Annotated in this window: 20 protein-coding genes; 11 read left to right on the top strand and 9 right to left on the bottom strand. The window is 65.1% G+C overall.

The genetic code is table 11. From position 1 onward, the window contains the following. Positions 1 to 25 precede the first annotated feature (25 nt). A complete protein-coding gene (locus AC1MCD_RS00225; RefSeq protein ID WP_498674735.1) occupies positions 26 to 406 on the bottom strand; it encodes a VOC family protein in 381 nt (126 codons plus the stop codon). Positions 407 to 562: 156 nt separating this feature from the next. Between AC1MCD_RS00225 and AC1MCD_RS00220 the strand changes: the two genes are divergently transcribed. Both AC1MCD_RS00220 and AC1MCD_RS00215 read left to right on the top strand, forming a co-directional pair. Continuing rightward, positions 563 to 1,153, top strand: a complete 591-nt coding sequence (locus AC1MCD_RS00220; RefSeq protein ID WP_498674734.1) for a hypothetical protein — start codon at positions 563 to 565, stop codon at positions 1,151 to 1,153. 53 nt (positions 1,154 to 1,206) lie between these two features. Next, entirely contained in the window at positions 1,207 to 1,809 is a 603-nt protein-coding gene (locus tag AC1MCD_RS00215; RefSeq protein WP_498674732.1) for a DUF6919 domain-containing protein, read from the top strand. A 69-nt stretch (positions 1,810 to 1,878) separates the two neighbouring features. Here the strand turns inward: AC1MCD_RS00215 and AC1MCD_RS00210 are convergent, their stop codons facing one another. The 5 genes from AC1MCD_RS00210 to AC1MCD_RS00190 all read right to left on the bottom strand — a co-directional run bounded on the left by AC1MCD_RS00210 (position 1,879) and on the right by AC1MCD_RS00190 (position 5,980). Continuing rightward, positions 1,879 to 2,361: a pyridoxamine 5'-phosphate oxidase family protein gene (locus AC1MCD_RS00210; protein ID WP_498674731.1), complete on the bottom strand. Its 483-nt coding sequence runs from the start codon at positions 2,359 to 2,361 to the stop codon at positions 1,879 to 1,881. Between the two features lie 126 nt (positions 2,362 to 2,487). Then, positions 2,488 to 2,892 carry a universal stress protein gene (locus tag AC1MCD_RS00205; RefSeq protein WP_498674729.1) on the bottom strand — a complete coding sequence of 135 codons (405 nt, stop codon included), beginning with the start codon at positions 2,890 to 2,892 and terminating at the stop codon, positions 2,488 to 2,490. After that, a complete protein-coding gene (locus AC1MCD_RS00200; protein ID WP_498674727.1) occupies positions 2,889 to 4,421 on the bottom strand; it encodes a tripartite tricarboxylate transporter permease in 1,533 nt (510 codons plus the stop codon). The genes AC1MCD_RS00205 and AC1MCD_RS00200 overlap by 4 nt, the downstream gene beginning before the upstream one ends. 9 nt (positions 4,422 to 4,430) lie before the next feature. Further along, positions 4,431 to 4,973, bottom strand: coding sequence for a tripartite tricarboxylate transporter TctB family protein (locus AC1MCD_RS00195; protein WP_498674725.1), 543 nt, complete (start codon positions 4,971 to 4,973; stop codon positions 4,431 to 4,433). A 5-nt stretch (positions 4,974 to 4,978) separates the two neighbouring features. Further along, on the bottom strand, positions 4,979 to 5,980 hold the full coding sequence (locus AC1MCD_RS00190; protein ID WP_498674723.1) for a tripartite tricarboxylate transporter substrate binding protein: 1,002 nt from the start codon (positions 5,978 to 5,980) through the stop codon (positions 4,979 to 4,981). A 140-nt stretch (positions 5,981 to 6,120) separates the two neighbouring features. Here AC1MCD_RS00190 and AC1MCD_RS00185 point away from each other — a divergent pair, with 140 nt between their 5' ends. The 7 genes from AC1MCD_RS00185 to AC1MCD_RS00155 all read left to right on the top strand — a co-directional run bounded on the left by AC1MCD_RS00185 (position 6,121) and on the right by AC1MCD_RS00155 (position 12,978). After that, positions 6,121 to 7,008: a LysR family transcriptional regulator gene (locus AC1MCD_RS00185; RefSeq protein ID WP_498674722.1), complete on the top strand. Its 888-nt coding sequence runs from the start codon at positions 6,121 to 6,123 to the stop codon at positions 7,006 to 7,008. A 153-nt stretch (positions 7,009 to 7,161) separates the two neighbouring features. After that, complete coding sequence (kdgD, locus tag AC1MCD_RS00180) at positions 7,162 to 8,076, top strand: 5-dehydro-4-deoxyglucarate dehydratase (protein WP_498674720.1); 915 nt, start codon at positions 7,162 to 7,164, stop codon at positions 8,074 to 8,076. A gap of 26 nt (positions 8,077 to 8,102) precedes the next feature. Next, on the top strand, positions 8,103 to 9,710 hold the full coding sequence (locus AC1MCD_RS00175; protein ID WP_498674719.1) for an aldehyde dehydrogenase (NADP(+)): 1,608 nt from the start codon (positions 8,103 to 8,105) through the stop codon (positions 9,708 to 9,710). Continuing rightward, on the top strand, positions 9,707 to 11,035 hold the full coding sequence (locus AC1MCD_RS00170) for an enolase C-terminal domain-like protein (RefSeq protein ID WP_498674717.1): 1,329 nt from the start codon (positions 9,707 to 9,709) through the stop codon (positions 11,033 to 11,035). Before AC1MCD_RS00175 ends, AC1MCD_RS00170 begins: the two co-directional genes overlap by 4 nt. Positions 11,036 to 11,139: 104 nt before the next feature. Next, on the top strand, positions 11,140 to 12,060 hold the full coding sequence (locus AC1MCD_RS00165; RefSeq protein ID WP_498674716.1) for an AEC family transporter: 921 nt from the start codon (positions 11,140 to 11,142) through the stop codon (positions 12,058 to 12,060). Positions 12,061 to 12,307: 247 nt separating this feature from the next. Further along, positions 12,308 to 12,475 (top strand): hypothetical protein, encoded by a 168-nt coding sequence (locus tag AC1MCD_RS00160; protein ID WP_498674714.1) that lies wholly within the window; start codon positions 12,308 to 12,310, stop codon positions 12,473 to 12,475. Positions 12,476 to 12,654: 179 nt separating this feature from the next. After that, a complete protein-coding gene (locus AC1MCD_RS00155; protein ID WP_498674713.1) occupies positions 12,655 to 12,978 on the top strand; it encodes a hypothetical protein in 324 nt (107 codons plus the stop codon). An 85-nt stretch (positions 12,979 to 13,063) separates the two neighbouring features. Here the strand turns inward: AC1MCD_RS00155 and AC1MCD_RS00150 are convergent, their stop codons facing one another. After that, complete coding sequence (locus AC1MCD_RS00150) at positions 13,064 to 13,198, bottom strand: DUF7793 family protein (RefSeq protein ID WP_498678442.1); 135 nt, start codon at positions 13,196 to 13,198, stop codon at positions 13,064 to 13,066. A gap of 254 nt (positions 13,199 to 13,452) precedes the next feature. Beyond that, positions 13,453 to 13,905 (bottom strand): hypothetical protein, encoded by a 453-nt coding sequence (locus AC1MCD_RS00145; RefSeq protein WP_498674712.1) that lies wholly within the window; start codon positions 13,903 to 13,905, stop codon positions 13,453 to 13,455. A gap of 1,040 nt (positions 13,906 to 14,945) precedes the next feature. Here AC1MCD_RS00145 and AC1MCD_RS00140 point away from each other — a divergent pair. Both AC1MCD_RS00140 and AC1MCD_RS00135 read left to right on the top strand, forming a co-directional pair. Further along, complete coding sequence (locus AC1MCD_RS00140) at positions 14,946 to 16,073, top strand: L-talarate/galactarate dehydratase (RefSeq protein WP_498674710.1); 1,128 nt, start codon at positions 14,946 to 14,948, stop codon at positions 16,071 to 16,073. A 10-nt stretch (positions 16,074 to 16,083) separates the two neighbouring features. Further along, positions 16,084 to 16,788: a FadR/GntR family transcriptional regulator gene (locus AC1MCD_RS00135; protein ID WP_498674709.1), complete on the top strand. Its 705-nt coding sequence runs from the start codon at positions 16,084 to 16,086 to the stop codon at positions 16,786 to 16,788. 129 nt (positions 16,789 to 16,917) lie between these two features. Here the strand turns inward: AC1MCD_RS00135 and AC1MCD_RS00130 are convergent, their stop codons facing one another. Then, positions 16,918 to 18,456 (bottom strand): APC family permease, encoded by a 1,539-nt coding sequence (locus tag AC1MCD_RS00130; protein ID WP_498674705.1) that lies wholly within the window; start codon positions 18,454 to 18,456, stop codon positions 16,918 to 16,920. Positions 18,457 to 18,495: the final 39 nt, after the last annotated feature.

Genomic DNA, 18,495 nt, shown 5'->3' with positions numbered 1-18,495 from the left:
AGCTTCTGATTTGGCAGGGAGCTTTTCAGTCCTGGTGCAGCTGCACGAGGTTGCCGCAGCCGTCCTCGAACACTGCAATGATTCCGTACGGATTCTCCGTGGGTTCGCCCGTGAACTTCACGCCGGCAGCAACAAGCCGGTCATACTCGGACTGCACGTCCGGTACGCCGAAGACGATGGCCGGCATCCCGGCGTCGTGCACTGCGTTCATGTAGTCCGCGCCGATCGGGTTGTCGCTGGGCTCCAGCAGCAGCCCCACCGAACTGTCAGCGGCGCCGGGGTCCTTGATGATGAAGAGGTTGTGTTCGGGCATCGCCATCAGCGTCTCAAAACCGAGGGTCTCGGTATAGAACGTGTGGGCGGTGGCCGGATCCTTGACATGGATGCTGCACATTTTCATTCGCATGGTCCCAAGCTACCCGGCCGGAAGCGGGCGCGGGTGCCAGCAGCGCGCAAAACCCGTCGGTGACCCCGGCAGCCCATTGACCCCGGTCCCCGCAGGGGATGCAATGGAAGGAGAGTCCGGAATCCTGGGCCGGGCCTGATACGGGGAGGTGCCGAAGTGCCGGCATTTGCAGAATCCGTCCTGGTGGGAGCTTTGCAGCTGGCGTTCTGGGGTGCAGTGCTGGTGTGCGCGGTGACTGCCACCGTCTTGGCTGTCCGCCACCATTCGACGCCGGCGCCCGAGGCAAGTGCCCCCGACACCGTGTTCTGGGACGTGTTTATGGGATCCGCCGTGGCCATCCCGGCGATCCTGATTCCCACATTGGCAGCCCCCTGGTCCGGCGCCGTTCTTACAGTCCTGGGCGTCGGCGCGGGCGTGGCTGCGTACCGTGGCAGTCCGCGGATCCTGGCCTGGCAATCCAGCCGCAGGCAGCAACGCTTGGACCAGCCCGTTTACACGGCAGCGCAGGCTGAGCACGACACACTGCTGGCCCGCTGGCGCCACTACGAACTGGACCCCGCCAGCTGCATCGACTATCCCGCCATGACGGATGTCCGGCTTCCTGAAACCTCGGCGCTCATCAAGGCCATGCGCGAGGCTGAGCAGCTTCGCGCCGAGCGGCACCAAGGTTACGCTCCCGCCGTCGAGCGCTTTGCCCTTGCCCTTGCCGCAGCAGAAAGGGCGGCAGGCATCCCGGCGGGAGGTTAACTGCTGTGTCGCCGCCGCTGGAGTCCGGCGGCGGGGCGCCGTAGCATCCGAGGATGGAACCCACAGAAGCGGACATCCGTGACCAGTTCGGCCGGCGCCTGGAGGACAAGGGGGCTTGGCGGCAGGCGATCACCCTTGAAGCCGCGGGGGAATTGACGGCACGCTGGCTGGAGGGCCACAGCGAATACCAGGCTGCCACCTTCACGGTCCGCTACGACGACGAAACCGAACCCATCGCCGCTGAGCTTGCTGCCCTCAACCGGAACGGGCTTTTCACGAAGGAATCCCAGCCCGGCCTGCGTGCCGATGACTCAGCGCAGCGTCAGTACGTCACCGGATTCTGCAGCGCCGAAGTGGCCGCAGCCCTGCTCGCCCTGTCCACCCGCACCGAACTGGTGACGGTGGCCCATGCCCCCGGCGAGGCCAGCAGCGCCGCCATCCCTGTAACGCTCGACGGCGACGAGGTAGTCACCGTCCTTGGCTCCAGTGAGAACCCGGTGGACGAGGAGCAGATCCAGGATTGGGCGGACGAAACCAACGAAACGCTGGCCCTGCTGCTCGCCGACTCCTGGTACGTGGAAATCCTGGACCCGCTCTGGGGCCGGAATGACGTGCTGCTGCCGGCCGTCCTCGCCACGCTGACTGCGCGGCAGTAAGGCCGGAACTCCCAGGGACAGCGCAAAGGCCGCCCCGTTGAGGGCGGCCTCTGCGTGCGTTCTTTGCTGTTACAGCTCTACGGTGCCGCTCTCGCCGACGCTCATCCGGCTGTGCGTCACCTTGGACTTCACCCACTGGAAGACCGTGGCTGCGGTCCCGCCGGGGCTGGTCCAGTATTCCGCGGAGTCCGAGTCCACCCGAAGCAGGCATACTTCGGGGGTGTCCGGCCCGTCCGGGTACCAGGCCTCAACGGTCTGGTTCCACATTTCGTGGATCTTGGCGCGGTCGGTGATCACCTCGGCCGTGCCTGCCACTGACACCCACTCGGTGCGCTTGCCGAAGGAGACATTGACCCGAGGGTTGGCCTGGACGTGGGTCACCTGTGAGGTGCCCAGTCCTGTGAAGAACCACATGTCGCCGTCCTCTTCTACGTCCTGGACGGCGAGGGGGCGGCTGACCAGGGCGCCCTCTTCGTTGATGGTGGTCAACATCCCGATGTGGGAATCGTTGATGATGTCCGTAACTTTGCTGATGTTCTCAGTGTCCGTCATGCTCTCACCTCGTTCTGATCGAAAGGGAAGTTCCCTCCGCCAGCCTATTGGTAAGCATGCTTAGAATCCACCCCCGGCACCCCCGGCGGCGGAGGCAACCAAGCCGCGCGCCGCCGTCGGGCCCCTTTAAAAGTGGGAGTTGCCGGCCTTGACGGCGAGCACGGGACGGTCGGCCTGCATCAGGATCCGCTGGGCGTGGCTGCCGAGGATGAACTTGCCCACCTGGGAACGGTGCCGCAGTCCGATCACGATGAGGGACGCATCCACCTGGCGCGCCACGTCCAGGAATTCATCGGCCAGGTCGTTCAGGTAGGGGGGCTGCATCACGGTTGCGGTGACGCCCGCTTCCTCGGCCCGGCGGGCGGCGTCCGCCAGCAGGTCCGACGGTGCCACGGACTTGTCCACGAGTGCGCCCTCACGGGCCGAATTGACGATCACCAGGTCTTCCTTCCGGAGGGTGGCCTCGGCGATGCCCGCCACCAGGGCGGCCTCCCCGGCAGGGGTGGGGACGAATCCAACGATGATGCTCATACCTTCTCCTTGATTTCTGAAGCTGCCGGCAGGGCCGGGGTGATGGCCTTGCGCTTGGCTGCGGCGCCGCGGATGACCGGCAGCACAGCTACCAGGACGAACACCACCAGCAGTGTGGCCGAGATGGGACGGCCGAAGAAGCCGGTCGGGTCTCCGCCGAACACCAGCAGGGAGCGCCGCATGGAGCTTTCCAGCAGCTCGCCGAGCACGAAGGCCAGCACCAGCGGTCCGGGCTCGAAGCCGAACTTCTTCATGAGGTAGCCGACGATGCCGAAGACCACCACGAGGGTCACATCGAACATGCTGTTGTTGATGGTGTAGGCGCCCAGCAGCGTGATGAGTGCCGTGACGGGTGCCAGGATCGCGGCCCGGACGCGCAGGATCTTCACGAAGATGCCCACGAGCGGCAGGCTCATGATCAGCAGCAGGATGTTGCCGATGTACATGGAATTCACCACGCCCCAGAAGAGCTCGGGGTTCTGTTCCACCAGCTGCGGGCCGGGGGTGACGCCCTGGATGAGCAGTGCACCGAACATCAGTGCCATGGTGGCGTTCGCGGGGATGCCGAGGGTCAGCAGCGGAATGAACGACGACGTCGCCGCGGCATTGTTCGCCGTTTCCGGTCCTGCCACACCTTCGGGGGCACCCTTGCCGAAGCGTTCGGGCTGCTTGGCGCGCTTCTTTTCCATGGCGTAGGAGGCCATGGAGGCGATGGTCGCCCCGCCGCCGGGGAGGATCCCCAGGAAGAAGCCCAACACTGAACCGCGGCCGATGGCGCCTGATGCCTGCTTGAGGTCGCTTCGGGACGGCCAGACGTTGGTAACTTTCGACGGCGCCTTGGCGGCCCGGTGCCGTTCCTCCAGGTTGTAGAGGATCTCGCCGAGGCCGAAGAGACCCATCGCGATCGGCACGAAATCGATGCCGTCCGCCAGCTGCAGGTTGCCGAAGGTGAAGCGGCTTTCGCCGGTGAAAATGTCGCGGCCAACCGTGGCGAGCAGGAGGCCCAGGGCCGCGGCGATGAGAGCCTTGGCCTTCGATCCGTTGCTGATGGTGGCCACGAGGAGGATGCCCAGCAGGGCCAAGGCGGTGTACTCGGGCGGTCCAAAGTCCAGGGCGAAGCTGGCCACAATGGGGGCCAGGAACGTGAGGCCGATGATGGCGGCAGTGCCGCCGATGAAAGAACCGATGGCCGCCAGGCCCAGCGCGGTGCCGGCCTTGCCCTGCTTGGCCATTTGGTAGCCGTCAAAGACAGTGACCACCGAGGACGCCTCGCCAGGGAGGCGCAGCAGCACCGAGGTAATGGTGCCGCCGTACTGGGCTCCGTAGAAGATACCGGCAAGCATGATGATGGCCGTGACGGGCTCAACGTGGTAGGTGAGCGGAAGCAGAATGGCGATGGTTGCCGCGGGCCCCAGTCCGGGCAGCACACCGATCAGCATGCCGATGACAACGCCGATCAGGCAGTACAGGAGGTTTGTCGGCTCCAGGACCACCACAAATCCGTTGATGACGGGATTTAGAAAATCCACGGGGTTCTCCTAGAAGAGGTGAGGAATGGATGTGCCGAGCGCGAGGACGAAGATGCCATAAAAGGCAATGACCACGCTTGCGCTGACAACGAGGGTGGAGCGCCAGGTTTCGCCCCCCAGGAAGCGCATCCAGATGACGCACAGCACCAGCGCCGGAATTTCAAAGCCGATCAGCGGCATCAGGGCCACCATGGCGGCGAGGGTCACCAGTCCAGTGAGGGGAGCCGTGGACATGCGGGTGAATTTCTCCGCGTCCCGGTTGTGCCGCCCGGCGATCAGCTGGAACAGTCCCAACGCCACCATGACGCAGCTGATGATGAACGGCCAGAGGCCGGGCTGCGGGCTGGCCGGAGTGCCCAGGCCCATCGTCACGGACAGGACGACGGCGGCGAGCCCCACTCCGAGGACCACCAGCGAGGAGGCTGCGTTGGCCAGGGCCCCTGCCGCCGGAGGCTTCTCGTCCTCCCACTGGGCGGCAAGCTGCTCCGGCGTTAGGTCGTCCGCCTCGGCGGCGTCCGCCTCCAGGGCAGACTCTGCGGGAGTTTCCTTCACTGGAATCACTTATTTCCGCTCAGGCTGATGTCGTACTTTTCCACGAGCTCCTTGTATTTGGCTGCGTAGCCCTTCCACTCCTTGACAACTTCCTCGCCGGAGATCTCCTTGGGGGTCAGCATGTTCTTCTTGTTGAATTCCTTGTAGCTGTCCGTCTTGAACGTGTCCTTGAACGAGGCGAGCAGCTTGTCCTTCACGTCCTGCGGGGTGCCTTTGGGGGCGGCGACGGCACGGTACTGGGCCACCGGAACGTCGTAGCCGGCTTCCTTGGCGGTGGGGGTGTCCGGCAGGAAGCTGTTGCGGCCTTCGGAGAACACCAGCAGCGGGGCAACCTTGCCCGCCGTGATCTGCGGCATCGCTTCACCAAGCTGGATGGTGGTCAGCTCAACTTGGTTGCCCAGGGCCGCCGTCAGGGCCGGCTTGCCGCTGTCGAACGGAACGTCGGTGCCGGTGACGTTGGCCTGCTTGAACAGCACCTTCTGTGCCAGCTGGCTTCCGGTGCCAACACCCGTGGTGCCGAAGGTGACGTTCCGGCCGGCAGCCGTCACGTCCTTGAAGCTCTTGAAGCCCGAGCCGGGGCTGGCCACCAGGACGTAGTCGTCCTGGGACAGGCCGGCAAGGATGTCCAGATCGTCGATGTTGACGGCCTCGTCGGCCGAAACTGCCAGCGGCGTGATGGTAATAAGGGAGGCGGTCAGCAGGACCAGCTCCTGGCCGTCTGCCGGCTTGCCGGCAACTTCCTTGGTGGCGAGGGCGCCGTTTGCGCCGGGCTTGTTCACTACGGGGATCGGCTTGCCGAGGGTCTTGGAGGCGCCTTCGGCCAAGGCACGGGCGATCAGGTCGGTGCTGCCGCCGGCGGCCTGGCCCACCGTGAGGTTGACGGGACCGGTGGGGAACTTGGACGAATCGGCCGGGCCGCCTGCCACGTTTCCGCAGGCAGTCAGGGCCAGGAGCGTCAGGGCAGATGCCGCTCCGAGGACGGTGCGGCGGGCGGGGAAGTGCGTCATTGGGACTCCTCGTAGAATTTCCGGGGCATATCCCGGAGGGCATGTGAACCGAATCACTTCGGCTCGCTAGTCGAGTGTAGGGAGCCGCTATGATGCATGTCTAAACCCTAATAAGCATCAGGTGATACCCGGAAGGCATCATGTTTACGTTTGACCAACTGGCCGGATTCATTGCCGTCGCGGAGGAACTCCACTTCGGTAGGGCAGCGGAACGCCTCAACATGACCCAGCCCCCACTCAGCCGGCAGATCCAGAAGCTGGAAAAGATTATCGGCACCGAACTGCTGGAACGGGACAACCGGAAGGTACAGCTCACCCCGGCCGGCGAAGCGTTCCTCGAGGAAGCCAGACGACTGATGGCCCTGGCGAACCGCGCGCCCGTCACCGCCCGACGCATCGCCACCGGGCGCTCGGGCCACCTGCGGGTGGGCTTCACCGCAGCCAGCGGCTTCAGCATCCTGGGCCCGCTGCTGGAGGAAATCTCGGAAATCATCCCCGACGTGGACATCGACCTGCAGGAACTCGTTACCGGCGAACAGATCCAGGGCCTCCTCACCGGCGGGCTCGATCTGGGCCTAGCCAGGCCGCCCTTCGACCGGGACATCTTCGATTCGCACCTGCTGTACAAGGAATCCATGATGTTGGCGGTGCCCACCGGCCATCACCTCGCGGATCTCACCCGCCCCGTCGAGGATTCGGACATCAGTGATGAGCCGTTGATCATGCACTCGCCCACCAAGGCGACGTACTTCTACGACCTGGTGGTCAGGATGTTCCCCATCCAGCACGCCAACGTGATCCACACGGTGAGCCAGATCCTCACCATGGTTTCCCTGGTGGCCGCCCGGCGCGGTGTGGCTTTTGTTCCCCACTCGGCGACGCTGCTGGCCATCAAGGGCGTCGAGTTCCTGCCGCTGGCGGGGATGGAGAGCGAGCAGCCGGTGGAGCTGCACGCCATCTGGAACCGGAAGGTGGTCAACCCCGCGTTGCGCCGCCTGCTCCAGGACCTGGAGTTCCGCACCGAATAGCACGCACCGCCGTCGTCATTCAATACCCTTTTAGTATCACCGGATACGTAAATACACTTAGACAGGCATAACGTCCTCTGCCTAACCTGAACAGGAACCCACACCAACCGCCCGGGACACTCACCACGCGGCGCTCAGACAGAGGACAACATCGTGGCAAAGTACACCCCGCAGGAACTGGCAGACACCCTCAAGGAAGGCCTGCTGTCCTTCCCGGTGACCGCTTTTGACGCCAACCTGCAGTTCGACGAGGAGAGCTACCGCAAGCACCTCGCCTGGCAGGCCAGCTTCCCGGTGGCGGGCCTTTTCGCAGCAGGCGGCACCGGCGAGGGCTTCTCCCTCACCCCCGCAGAATCCGAGCGCGTGGTCCGTGCCGCCGTCGACGAAGTCGGCAGCATTGTCCCCGTCCTGGCCTCGGCCGGTGGCTCCACCGCCCAGGCCATCGAGAACGCGCAGGCTGCCGAAGCTGCCGGCGCCGACGGCCTCCTGCTCCTCCCGCCGTACCTGACCGAAGCAGACCAGGCCGGCCTGGTTGACCACGTCAGCGCCATCTGCCGCTCCACCTCGCTGGGCGTCATCATCTACAACCGCGCCAACGCCATCTACAAGGACACCACGGTGGCCACCCTTGCTGACCGCCACGAAAACCTCATCGGCTTCAAGGACGGCGTGGGCGACCTCGAGCACGATGCCCGCGTCTACGCCAAGCTCGGGGACCGCCTGTTCTACCTGGGCGGCCTGCCCACCGCTGAAACGTTCGCCCTCCCGCTGCTGCAGCTGGGCATGAGCACCTACTCCAGCGCCATGTACAACTTCGTTCCGCAGTTCGCGCTGGACTTCTACCAGGACGTCCGCAACAACGACCGCGTCGCGGTCAACAAGAAGCTCAACGAGTTCGTCATCCCGTACCTGGACATCCGCGACCGCGTGAAAGGCTACTCTGTGTCCATCGTCAAGGGCGGACTGGACGCCATCGGCCGCTCGGTCGGCGGAGTCCGCCCGCCGCTGCAGAACCTGGCGCCCCAGGACCTGGCGGACCTCAAAGCCCTCATCGACAACATCTCCTGATCCACCCTCTCCAAGGAGTAACCACTGTGACACTCACCGGACATTCCCTGATCGCCGGCCAGACCGTCGTCGGCGGCGGCAAAACAGCCTTCGGCTTCAACCCCGCAACTAACGAGCAGTTGGACCCCGCATATTCGCTGATCACCGAAGAACAGCTGACGACGGCGACCTCCGCCGCAGCCGCTGCCTACCCCTCGTTCAGTACGCTGGACCCCGCAGCCCACGCAGCGTTCCTGGACGCCATCGCGGACAACATCGAGGCAATCGGCGATGAACTGATCGTCCGGGCCGGCCAGGAAACCGGCCTCCCCGCCGCCCGCCTGACCGGCGAACGCGCCCGCACCACCGGCCAGCTGCGGCTCTTCGCGAACGTGGTCCGCCAGGGCGACTTCCGCGGCGTGCGCGTGGACCCGGCCCTGCCGGAACGCACCCCGATGCCGCGCGCCGACATCCGGCAGCGCCAGATCCCGCTCGGCCCGGTGGCCGTGTTCGGTGCGAGCAACTTCCCGCTGGCCTTCTCGACGGCGGGCGGAGACACCGCGTCCGCCCTCGCCGCGGGCTGCCCCGTGGTTTTCAAGGCCCACAACGCCCATCCCGGCACCGGCGAACTCGTGGGCCAGGCCATTGTTAAGGCGGTTGCCGACGCCGGCCTGCACCCGGGAGTGTTCTCCCTGATTTACGGTCCCGGCAGCAGCATCGGCCAGGCCCTCGTGGCCGATCCCGCAATCAAGGCCGTTGGCTTCACCGGTTCCCAGTCCGCGGGCATCGCGCTGATGCGTACCGCCGCCGCCCGGCCCGAGCCCATTCCCGTCTATGCCGAGATGTCCTCGCTCAACCCGGTGTTCGTCTTCGAGGGCGCCCTGGACGGCTCCGCCGAACAGATCGATGCCCTCGCGCAGCAGTATGTCGCTGCGGTCACCGGAAGCTCAGGTCAGCTCTGCACCTCCCCCGGACTCCTGTTCGCCCCCGCGGGTGAGCTGGGGGATAAATTCGCTGCCGCCGTCGGCCGCGCCGTTTCTGCCTGCGCAGGGCAGACCATGCTCACCGAAGGCATCGCCGGTTCCTGGAACGCCGGTGCCGAGGCACTGGGTTCCGCGGACGGCGTCACCGTCGTTGGGCAGGGCACCACAGGTCCCACCGAAAACGCCCCAGCCCCCGCCATCTTCGGCACCCAGGTCAGGGATTTCGTCACCAACCAGGTGCTGCACCAGGAAATCTTCGGCGCCGCGTCGCTGGTGATCCGCTACTCCTCCACCGAGGAGCTCCTGGAAGCGATCGACCGGCTCGAGGGCCAACTTACCGCTTCGCTGCAGCTCACCGAGGAGGATTACGCGACGGCGGCACCCCTGATCCCGGCGCTCGAGCAGAAGGTGGGGCGCATCATCGTGAACGGCTGGCCCACCGGCGTCGAGGTGGGCCACGCGATGGTCCACGGCGGCCCCTTCCCTGCAACCTCCGATTCACGCACCACCTCCGTGGGTACGCTCGCCATCAACAGGTTCCTCCGGCCGGTCGCCTACCAGAACCTCCCCCAGGAACTGCTGCCCGTGGCACTGCAGGACGCCAACCCCTGGCAGCTCAACCGCCGGATCGACGGCACCGTGGCTGCTGCAGACGCAGAGGTCAACGCATGAGCACCCAGCCCACCATCGCGCGCGTGGAAGTTGTCCCGGTAGCCGGCCACGACAGCATGCTTATGAACCTCAGCGGTGCGCACGGCCCGTTCTTCACCCGCAACGTAGTCATCATTACCGATTCCGAGGGCCGCACCGGCCTTGGCGAGGTGCCCGGCGGCGAGAAGATCAAGGCCACCATCGAAGAAGCCGGCGCCCTGATCAACGGCAAGCCGGTGGCCGGCTACCGCTCGCTGCTGCGGGAAGTCGCCGCGGAATTCGCAGACCGCGACGCCGGTGGGCGCGGCCTGCAAACCTTCGATCTGCGCACCACCGTCCATGCCGTCACCGCCGTCGAATCCGCCTTGCTGGACCTGCACGGGCAGTTCCTCGGCGTCCCGGTTGCGGAGCTCCTCGGTGACGGGCAGCAGCGCACCTCGGTGCCCATGCTGGGATACCTCTTCTTTATTGGTGACCACGCCCGCACCGACCTTCCCTACCTGGTCGAGGACGCGCCGTCGGACCGCTGGGAGAAGCTGCGCCGGCAGGAGGCCATGACCCCCGAAGCAGTGGTGGCCCTGGCCGAAGCCGCACGGGAGCGGTACGGCTTCAGCGACTTCAAGCTCAAGGGCGGCGTGCTGTCCGGGGACGACGAAGTTGATGTGGTTACCGCCCTTCACGAGCGCTTCCCGGACGCCCGGGTGACCCTTGACCCAAACGGCGGCTGGCTCCTCGAGGAAGCCATCCGCCTGGGCAGGCGGATGCAGGGCGTCGTGGCGTACGCCGAGGATCCCTGCGGTGCCGAAGGTCGTTTCTCCGGCCGCGAGGTCATGGCCGAATTCCGCCGTGCCACCGGACTGAAGACCGCCACCAACATGATCGCCACCGACTGGCGCGAGATGTCGCATGCCATCCGAAGCAACGCCGTCGATATTCCGCTGGCCGATCCGCACTTCTGGACCATGTCCGGCTCAGTCCGGGTGGCGCAACTGTGCAACGAGTTCGGCCTGACCTGGGGCTCGCACTCGAACAACCACTTCGACATCTCGCTGGCCATGTTCACCCACACGGGCGCGGCCGCCCCGGGCGAAATCACCGCGCTGGACACGCACTGGATCTGGCAGGACGGACAGGGCCTGACCAAGAACCCGCTGCAGATCCGCGACGGCGCCATCTCGGTGCCTGACGCGCCGGGGCTTGGCATCGAACTGGACCGCGCCGCCCTGGACAAGGCCCACGAGCTGTACCTGCAGCACGGGCTGGATGCCCGGGACGACAGCATCGGCATGCAGTATTACGTGGACGGCTGGTCCTTCGACCCGAAGCGGCCCTGCCTGGTGCGCTAGCCTCGGCCGGCGGCAAGACGAACTAATTCCGCACGGCCGGACCGCTCTCCTTGAGAGGAGACGGCCGTGCGGACTTCCAATAGTTGAATAGAAGGGCGCCATTTGTGGGCGGCGTAGTTTCCGGAATCCTGATCGTCTCCGCCGTCATTGCCGTGGGCTATTTCGCCGCCCGGCTGCGGGTCCTGGGCCCGGAAGTGCAGGGTGCCCTGACCCGCACGGCCTACTACGTGACCAATCCCGCCCTGCTGTTCACTGTGGTGGCCGGCAGTGATATCCGCGCCGCGCTCGGGACCGACGCCCCGCTGGCGCTGCTTTCAGCAGCGATAGTGGGGCTTCTTTATTGCCTGGCGAGCTTCCTCTTCTTCCGGCGTCCAGTGGCGGAGACCGCCGTCGGGGCCATGGCCAGCAGCTACGCCAACGCCAACAACATCGGCATCCCCGTTTCCCTCTACGCGGTGGGCACCGCACAGCACGTGGCGCCGGTACTGCTGGTCCAGCTTCTAGTGATGGCGCCGTTCTACCTCACGGTCATGGGGCTGGCTTCGGGTTCCAAAATCTCGTGGAAAAAGATGCTGCTCACGCCGTTCGCGAATCCCATGATCATCGCCTCGGCCCTGGGCGCCGTCGTCGCACTGACGGGCTGGGACGCACCGGACCTACTGCAGAAGCCGATCGACATGCTGGCGGGCGGGGCCGTGCCCATGGTCCTGCTGGCCTTCGGGCTTTCCCTCGCCGGCCGGGCACCGCTGCAGAAGGACGATGGCCGGGTTGAAACCTTCGTGGCCACCTTCCTTAAAATTGCCGGCATGCCGCTCATTGTGTGGGTGCTGGGCCGGTTTGTCTTCGGGCTGGAAGGGCAGCATCTCCTGGCCAGCGTGATCATGGCCGCCCTGCCCACCGCCCAGAACGTCTTCCTCTTCGCCTCCCCCTACGGCCGCGGCATGACCGTGGCCCGCGACGTCATCCTGTGCACCACGGTCCTCAGCGTGGGCGCGCTGGTGGTTGTCGCCTGGCTCGTGGGCTAGGGCAGGACGGATCCGAGCCCGACCAGCCAACGGTCGTTCTCGCCAAGACAATAAAGGGCAAGGGCGTCCCAGAAGTAGAAAACAAAGACGGCTGCCACGGTAAAGCTCTGCCACCGGACATGGCCGAACGCGCCGTGGCAGCACTCGGGGCCCCGGCAGGCTGCGAATCACCACGGCCTTACCTGAACGGGGCACGCCCGCCATCACCCCCGACCCGCAAACTCCAGTCAGCCTGCCCCGGTGGGAAATGGGAGAGAAAGTGTCAACCCGGGCCGCTTTTGGCGCCGCCGTGTCGGCAATGGCCGCCCGCCCCGAAATCGTCGTCTTGGACGGTGAAGTGGGAAACTCGACCCACGCCGACGAGTTCAAAGACATTGCCCCGGAACGGTACTTCCAAATGTTCATCGCTGAATAGCAACTCATCGCCTCCGCGATCGGTCTTTCGGTCCGCGGCTATCTCGCTTTCGCCGCCAGTTTCGCCGCGTTCCTGGTATCCCGACCCTTCGACTTCATCCGGATAGCCGGGATCTCCCAAGCCAGCATCCGGCTGGTCGCCTCGCCGGCGTCGAAATCGGACAGGACGGCCACTCGCAAATGGCACTGGAGGACATCGCGGCTATGCGGGCCGTGCACACCTCCACCGTGTTCTACCCGGCCGACGCCCGCCCCACAGCCGAACTCGTCAAGACCATGGCCGACACCACCGGAATCACCTACGTTCGCGCGACCCGCGGCGCTTACCCCGTCCTCTACGGGCCGGACGAGGAATTCCCCATCGGTGGAAGCAAAGTCCACCACGCAGGCCCAGACGACGTCGTGACGCTGATCGGCGCAGGTGTCACCCTGTACGAATGCAGCCCGCACCCTCATCACGTCCCCTTAGACGCCTCATATGTTCAGCATCAGCCGGCCCGTTGAGGTCGCCGCGTCGATCCCGTCGTAAATGGAACGGACATGGACGCCGCGGGTGCGCAGCAGGTCGCGGTATTGAGCACGGTCCGGGTCAGGGAAGGGGCGCCTGGAGAAGCCAGTCCATGGCCTCATTGCGGGAAGTGAAAAACCGAGTGGGACACGGAAGTGTCCGCCGTGCCATAGCGAAGTTGGCAATGACACGATTGACCGGGCTTGAGCCAAGCAGGGCAATTCGTGAAGCGGCGCACCGGACGCTGAAAACCGACTTGGCCTGGCGTGACAGAGCACGACGGATCGTGGACGCTGGGATAAACCACCGCCCGAACCCGGCCCATCAACAAAAACCACTGAATGACACCCCCTATCAGGGGCAGAATGAAATCAAGCGGGCGGAACGACCCCGTTGTCGCACCCAAGGGTGCTGACCTAACACGCCGCTAGTCGGCCCATTGGTGGCGTTCCGACGCGCCCAACCCACGACTATTTCAGCAGTCTCCTAGGCGGTTGGGGCGCGATTGGCAGTGCCTCTGCCCGCGGCTTGCGGTCCAGGATCAGGGCTGCAGCGATGCCAAGCATCCAGATGTCCTTTGCCAGGGCTGTTCCCTGCGGGCTGGGTCGGATACCGTCCTCCAGGGTCATGCCCGGTGTCCTAAGGTAGAGGATGACCAGGGACCCAGAGAAGATCCCGAGGCCGATGCCTGCCACACGGCTCGGCACAAAAGGCGTCAGGAGCCCCGCTCCCAGGGTCATTTCCGCGTAACTGAGCAGCTTGCCGAACCTCGCCGCGTCGATTCTGCTTACGGGCGGGATCACCCTGGCGGCCATGGTCTGCAGCCCGGCCGCCGTGTCCTCGTCAATATCGTGTTTCCCCCACCCCGCATTCAGGATGAACGCACCTGTGCTGAGACGCAAAGGGATATGGCTGAGCTTCATAGTTTGTTCCTTCCATGACTGACTTCGAATTCAGTTCACGCCGTCAAACGAACAACGGCTTTCAGCGTTCGGAGAGGGATAAAACACCGAATTCCAGCAGCGTGAAGATGTGCCCTCTTCCTACACTCGGCGGGTCCCAGTCCAGCGGGACGCTCATGAAGGTGCAGCCGCAAAGTCGCAGCGCCATTCCGGTCGCCGAGCACGTCGAACACCGCGGGCAACTGTCACTCGTGGGTGGGGTCGACGGCGCCGGCTTGGTACACGATGAACTCCACGGTCCATACTTGGTCCTGGAGTGTCCGGAAGGAAAGGGACAGGCGGCAAGGTTCGCGTAAGTGAAGTCCTCGCGGCCAGCAGCCAACTCCTCAGCGACACGGTCGGCCCAGCCTCGGAGGTCACTTGGGCTCCGGAGCTCCGGATCCTCTGGACACTTCAGCGCCGCGGGATCTTCCAGCGGCAACACCACTGCCGACAACGCCGGTGAAGCCTTGCCCGCTCATCAGACGCCTCCTTAAAGCGAAGCCTTTTGTACTGTAGATAACCAATTCGGCGGTCCCGATGTTCCGCCGGAGTCGCGGGCGGAAGCAGCAGAAGAACGGTCGCGCACCCAGGCGTGGCCGTGCCAGCGGAGAATGGCCTTTATGCCGTTGGGCTGCAGACAACGACGGTGCCCCTGATCCGGGACGCGATGGAACTAAAGTTCCCGCACAAGTACTTCACAGCGTGAATTACCACCCCTCAGCCGGCGCCTTGTAGGGCAACCTCAGAGCAGCCACCGCCGGTGTTCAGGTGGATAGGTGATGGCAGATCGGCCGTTAAAATGTCACGGAGCGCGCGTCAGAAGGGGAGCAAATCCATGCTCGCCAGTAAGTAAGTAGGGCGTTGGATGGGAACAGTCTCTCAGTTCCTGTCCCAACCCGAAAGTCAGCGACCGAGCAATCCCTTGCCCAGGGGCACTGCTACTTGTGATACAAGTTGCACAGTTGTATCCTAAGTAGCAGGGCAATGCAGCCCGGACAGCCTGCTTTCGAGGAGCATCAATGAGTACCGTCGATTTCATCCGGCACGTCAAACTTTCCACCGCACGGCTCCCCCTGGCCGTCCCCATCAGCGACGCCAAGGTTTTCACCGGCCGCCAGAAGCCCATGACCGAAGTGGTGTTCCTGTTTGCCGAAATCACCACCGAGCTTGGCCACAGCGGCATCGGCTTCAGCTACTCCAAGCGCGCCGGCGGTCCCGCCCAGTATGCCCACGCCAAAGAGGTGGCCGAGGGACTCATTGGCGAGGACCCCAACGACATCGGCAAGATTTACACCAAACTCCTCTGGGCCGGCGCCTCCGTGGGCCGCTCCGGGGTGGCCACCCAGGCCCTGGCCGCCATCGACATTGCCCTTTACGACCTGAAGGCCAAGCGCGCCGGCCTGTCCCTGGCGAAGTTCCTCGGCGCCTACCGCGACTCCGTCCAGACCTACAACACCTCCGGCGGCTTCCTCAATGCCTCCCTGGACGAGGTCAAGGCCCGCGCCACCGTCCTTCTGGAGGAAGGAATCGGCGGCATCAAGATCAAGGTGGGACTGCCGGACACGGCCGAGGATCTTCGCCGCGTGGCCGGCATCCGCGAACACATCGGCTGGGATGTTCCCCTGATGGTGGACGCCAACCAGCAGTGGGACCGCGCCACCGCCCTGCGCATGGGACGCCAGCTGGAGCAGTTCAACCTGATCTGGATCGAAGAACCGCTGGACGCCTACGACTTCGAGGGCCACGCCCATCTCGCCAACGTCCTGGACACCCCCATCGCCACCGGCGAGATGCTGGCCTCGGTTGCCGAGCATAAGGGACTTATCAACGCCAATGGCTGTGACATTATCCAGCCGGACGCGCCGCGCGTCGGCGGCATCACCCAGTTCCTGCGCCTCGCCGCCCTTGCGGACGAACGCGGCCTGGGCCTGGCCCCGCACTTCGCCATGGAAATCCATCTGCACCTCGCCGCCGCCTACCCCCGCGAACCGTGGGTGGAGCACTTCGACTGGCTCGACCCGCTGTTCAACGAACGCCTCGAAACCAAGAACGGCCGGATGATCGTGCCGGACCGCCCGGGCCTCGGCGTGACCCTCAGTGATCAGGCGCGCGCCTGGACCACCGAGACCGTGGAGTTCGGCGCGTAACCTTGAACGCATGACCCGGAATCTGACCGCGGACCTCACCGCAGAGCTTCGCACACGCATCGTGGACGGTGCCGTCCAGCCCGGAGACAAACTTCCGAGCGAGAACGAACTGATGGGCGAATTCAGCGTCAGCCGCACCGTGGTGCGCTCGGCGCTGACGCGGCTCCAGGCCGAGGGGCTCGTGGAAACCGAACGCGGGCGGGGCAGCTTCGCGCTGACCCCGCCCGACGACGGCCACCAGCCGGTTCCCGGCAGCCGGCCAGTTGCGAGCGTCGAGGACCGCCTCCACCTGCTGGAATTCCGGATGGGAGTGGAGGCCGAGGCGGCGGCGCTGGCCGCCCGCAACCACTCCGACCGCCAGCTCAGGGCGGTCAACGCCGCCTTGGAACAGTTCACCTCCAGTGCGGACCACCCCGGCCACGCCATGAAGGCCGACTTCGATTTCCACCGCGCCATCGCAGCCGCCTCCGGCAACCCCTTCTACTCTGACTGCCTGGCTGCCTTGGGCCAGACGATGATCGCGATGCCGCGCACCCGGCTAATGACCGACGTCGAGCATTACGCGCGGGACCACTTCGACCAGGTGGTCCACGAGCACCGGTCCATCGCCGCCGCCATCGCGGACGGCGACGAAAGCGCGGCAGCTGCTGCCATGCGAAGTCACCTGGCAAACTCACGACGCCGGTTCAAGGCTTCCGTGCGCCCCGCACCGTAGGGCGCGCAACCGCCGTTATGCCCGACGTCGGGCCGCGCACCTGAGTGGCGCGTTCCCCTCCGGATGGACTACTCCCCGCCGCGTTGTCCGGGAATTGGACCGTCCGGAGGGGAATAGCCGCAGCCATTCTCAGTTCCTGCGGGCCAGCACCTGCCCCTTGAAGAACTCTGGCCGCAGCCGGGACATCACCAGCATGATCACCACGCCCAGCAGGATCACGCCCATGCCCAGGATGAACACCATCCCTACCCCGCCCATGGATGATCCGGAGCCGTACTCGGGGTCCATGGAATCGGAGGCGGTCTTGAAGAACATCACCAGCAGGATGACTCCGCCCAGCAGCGGCGCCAGGAACTTGAAGAAGAAGGCGCGGCCATTGCTGAAGGCCTCTGCCCGGAAAAACCACACGCATGCCAGAGCCGTAATGCCGTAGTAGAAGCAGATCATCATGCCCAATGCTGTGATGGTGTCCCACAGCGCGTTCTCAGAGGTGGTCCGCGTGATGACGTAGAAGGCTGCGGCAGCAACGCCGGCTGCGATCGTGGCGAAGTTCGGGGACCTGAAGCGCTGGCTAACCCTGCCGAAGCTGGCCGGGAGTGCCTGGTAGTGGCCCATCGCCAGCATGGTCCGCGCCGGCGAAACGAACGTGGACTGCAGCGAGGCAGCCGAACTGCTGAGGATGGCAAGGGACATGAGGATGGCGAACGGTCCCATGACCGGCCCGGCGAGGACAGCGAAAATGCTCAACTGGTTCTCCGGATTGCCGGCGCCCAGGCCGGTTTCGCCCACCCCGGCAAAGGACAGCGTTGCCAGCGCAACGGTCATGTAGATCGCCACAATCACCACGACAGTGACGGTGGCCGCCCGCCCCGGGGTCTTCTCCGGATTTTTGGTTTCCTCGTTCATGGTCAGCGTGACGTCCCAGCCCCAGTAAATGAAGATGGAGAGCGAAACCCCTGCAGCAAAGGCTGAGAAGGATCCAACCGCGAACGGGTTGAACCAGTCCGGTGAAATGGCAGTCGCATCGAAGGCCGTGCCGCTGGCCACGTGGCTGAACGCAGCAACGGCGAACCAGCCCAGGACCAGCAGTTGGAACGCCACCAACACATACTGCACGCCCTTGGTGGCCTCCATGCCCCGGTAGGAAATCCAGCAGGCCAGGGCGATGAAGACGAGGGTGGTGGCGATGTTCAGCGGCAGGTTCTTGCTCAGTTCCCCCAGTTCCGGGTTGCCGAACAGCTGGGCCAGCATGAGGTAGAAGAAATCGACGGCGACGGCCGCCAGGTTGGACAACACAATGATGGTGGCGGCAATCAGACCCCAGCCACCCATCCAGCCGATCCACGGGCCAAAGGCGCGCGATGCCCACGTGAACGAGGTGCCGGCGTCGGGCATGGCATTGTTCAGCTCGCGGTAGCCGAACGCCACCAGGATCATGGGGATAAAGCCCACCAGGAACACCGCCGGCAGTTGAACCCCCACTTCCGATACCGTTGGCCCCAGCGCTGCGGTCAGTGTGTACGCGGGCGCGATGCAGGAAACGCCAATCACGACGGCGCCCACCAGCCCCACCGCTCCGGCCTTCAGGCCCTTCCCGCTCAGGCCTTTCTCAGCCAGGCCAGTGTCCGTGGTTCTGGGCGGCTGTGCGGTCACTTCTTTGGGACTCATGGGCATTTGCCTCTCGTAGTTCATTCGACGCTGAATGGT

It is taken from the genome of Arthrobacter sp. BF1 (assembly GCF_056680215.1).
This window is presented reverse-complemented; position numbering and strand designations above follow the sequence as displayed.

Bases quoted from the DNA above. Each gene is read 5' to 3' on its own strand.
- AC1MCD_RS00215 (WP_498674732.1), top strand. From the start codon at position 1,207: ATGGAACCCACAGAAGCGGACATCCGTGACCAGTTCGGCCGGCGCCTG.
- AC1MCD_RS00190 (WP_498674723.1), bottom strand. From the start codon at position 5,980: ATGACGCACTTCCCCGCCCGCCGCACCGTCCTCGGAGCGGCATCTGCC.
- AC1MCD_RS00160 (WP_498674714.1), top strand. From the start codon at position 12,308: ATGGGAGAGAAAGTGTCAACCCGGGCCGCTTTTGGCGCCGCCGTGTCG.
- AC1MCD_RS00205 (WP_498674729.1), bottom strand. From the start codon at position 2,892: ATGAGCATCATCGTTGGATTCGTCCCCACCCCTGCCGGGGAGGCCGCC.
- AC1MCD_RS00140 (WP_498674710.1), top strand. From the start codon at position 14,946: ATGAGTACCGTCGATTTCATCCGGCACGTCAAACTTTCCACCGCACGG.
- AC1MCD_RS00170 (WP_498674717.1), top strand. From the start codon at position 9,707: ATGAGCACCCAGCCCACCATCGCGCGCGTGGAAGTTGTCCCGGTAGCC.
- AC1MCD_RS00135 (WP_498674709.1), top strand. From the start codon at position 16,084: ATGACCCGGAATCTGACCGCGGACCTCACCGCAGAGCTTCGCACACGC.
- AC1MCD_RS00155 (WP_498674713.1), top strand. From the start codon at position 12,655: ATGGCACTGGAGGACATCGCGGCTATGCGGGCCGTGCACACCTCCACC.
- AC1MCD_RS00225 (WP_498674735.1), bottom strand. From the start codon at position 406: ATGCGAATGAAAATGTGCAGCATCCATGTCAAGGATCCGGCCACCGCC.
- AC1MCD_RS00130 (WP_498674705.1), bottom strand. From the start codon at position 18,456: ATGAGTCCCAAAGAAGTGACCGCACAGCCGCCCAGAACCACGGACACT.
- AC1MCD_RS00145 (WP_498674712.1), bottom strand. From the start codon at position 13,905: ATGAAGCTCAGCCATATCCCTTTGCGTCTCAGCACAGGTGCGTTCATC.
- AC1MCD_RS00210 (WP_498674731.1), bottom strand. From the start codon at position 2,361: ATGACGGACACTGAGAACATCAGCAAAGTTACGGACATCATCAACGAT.
- AC1MCD_RS00185 (WP_498674722.1), top strand. From the start codon at position 6,121: ATGTTTACGTTTGACCAACTGGCCGGATTCATTGCCGTCGCGGAGGAA.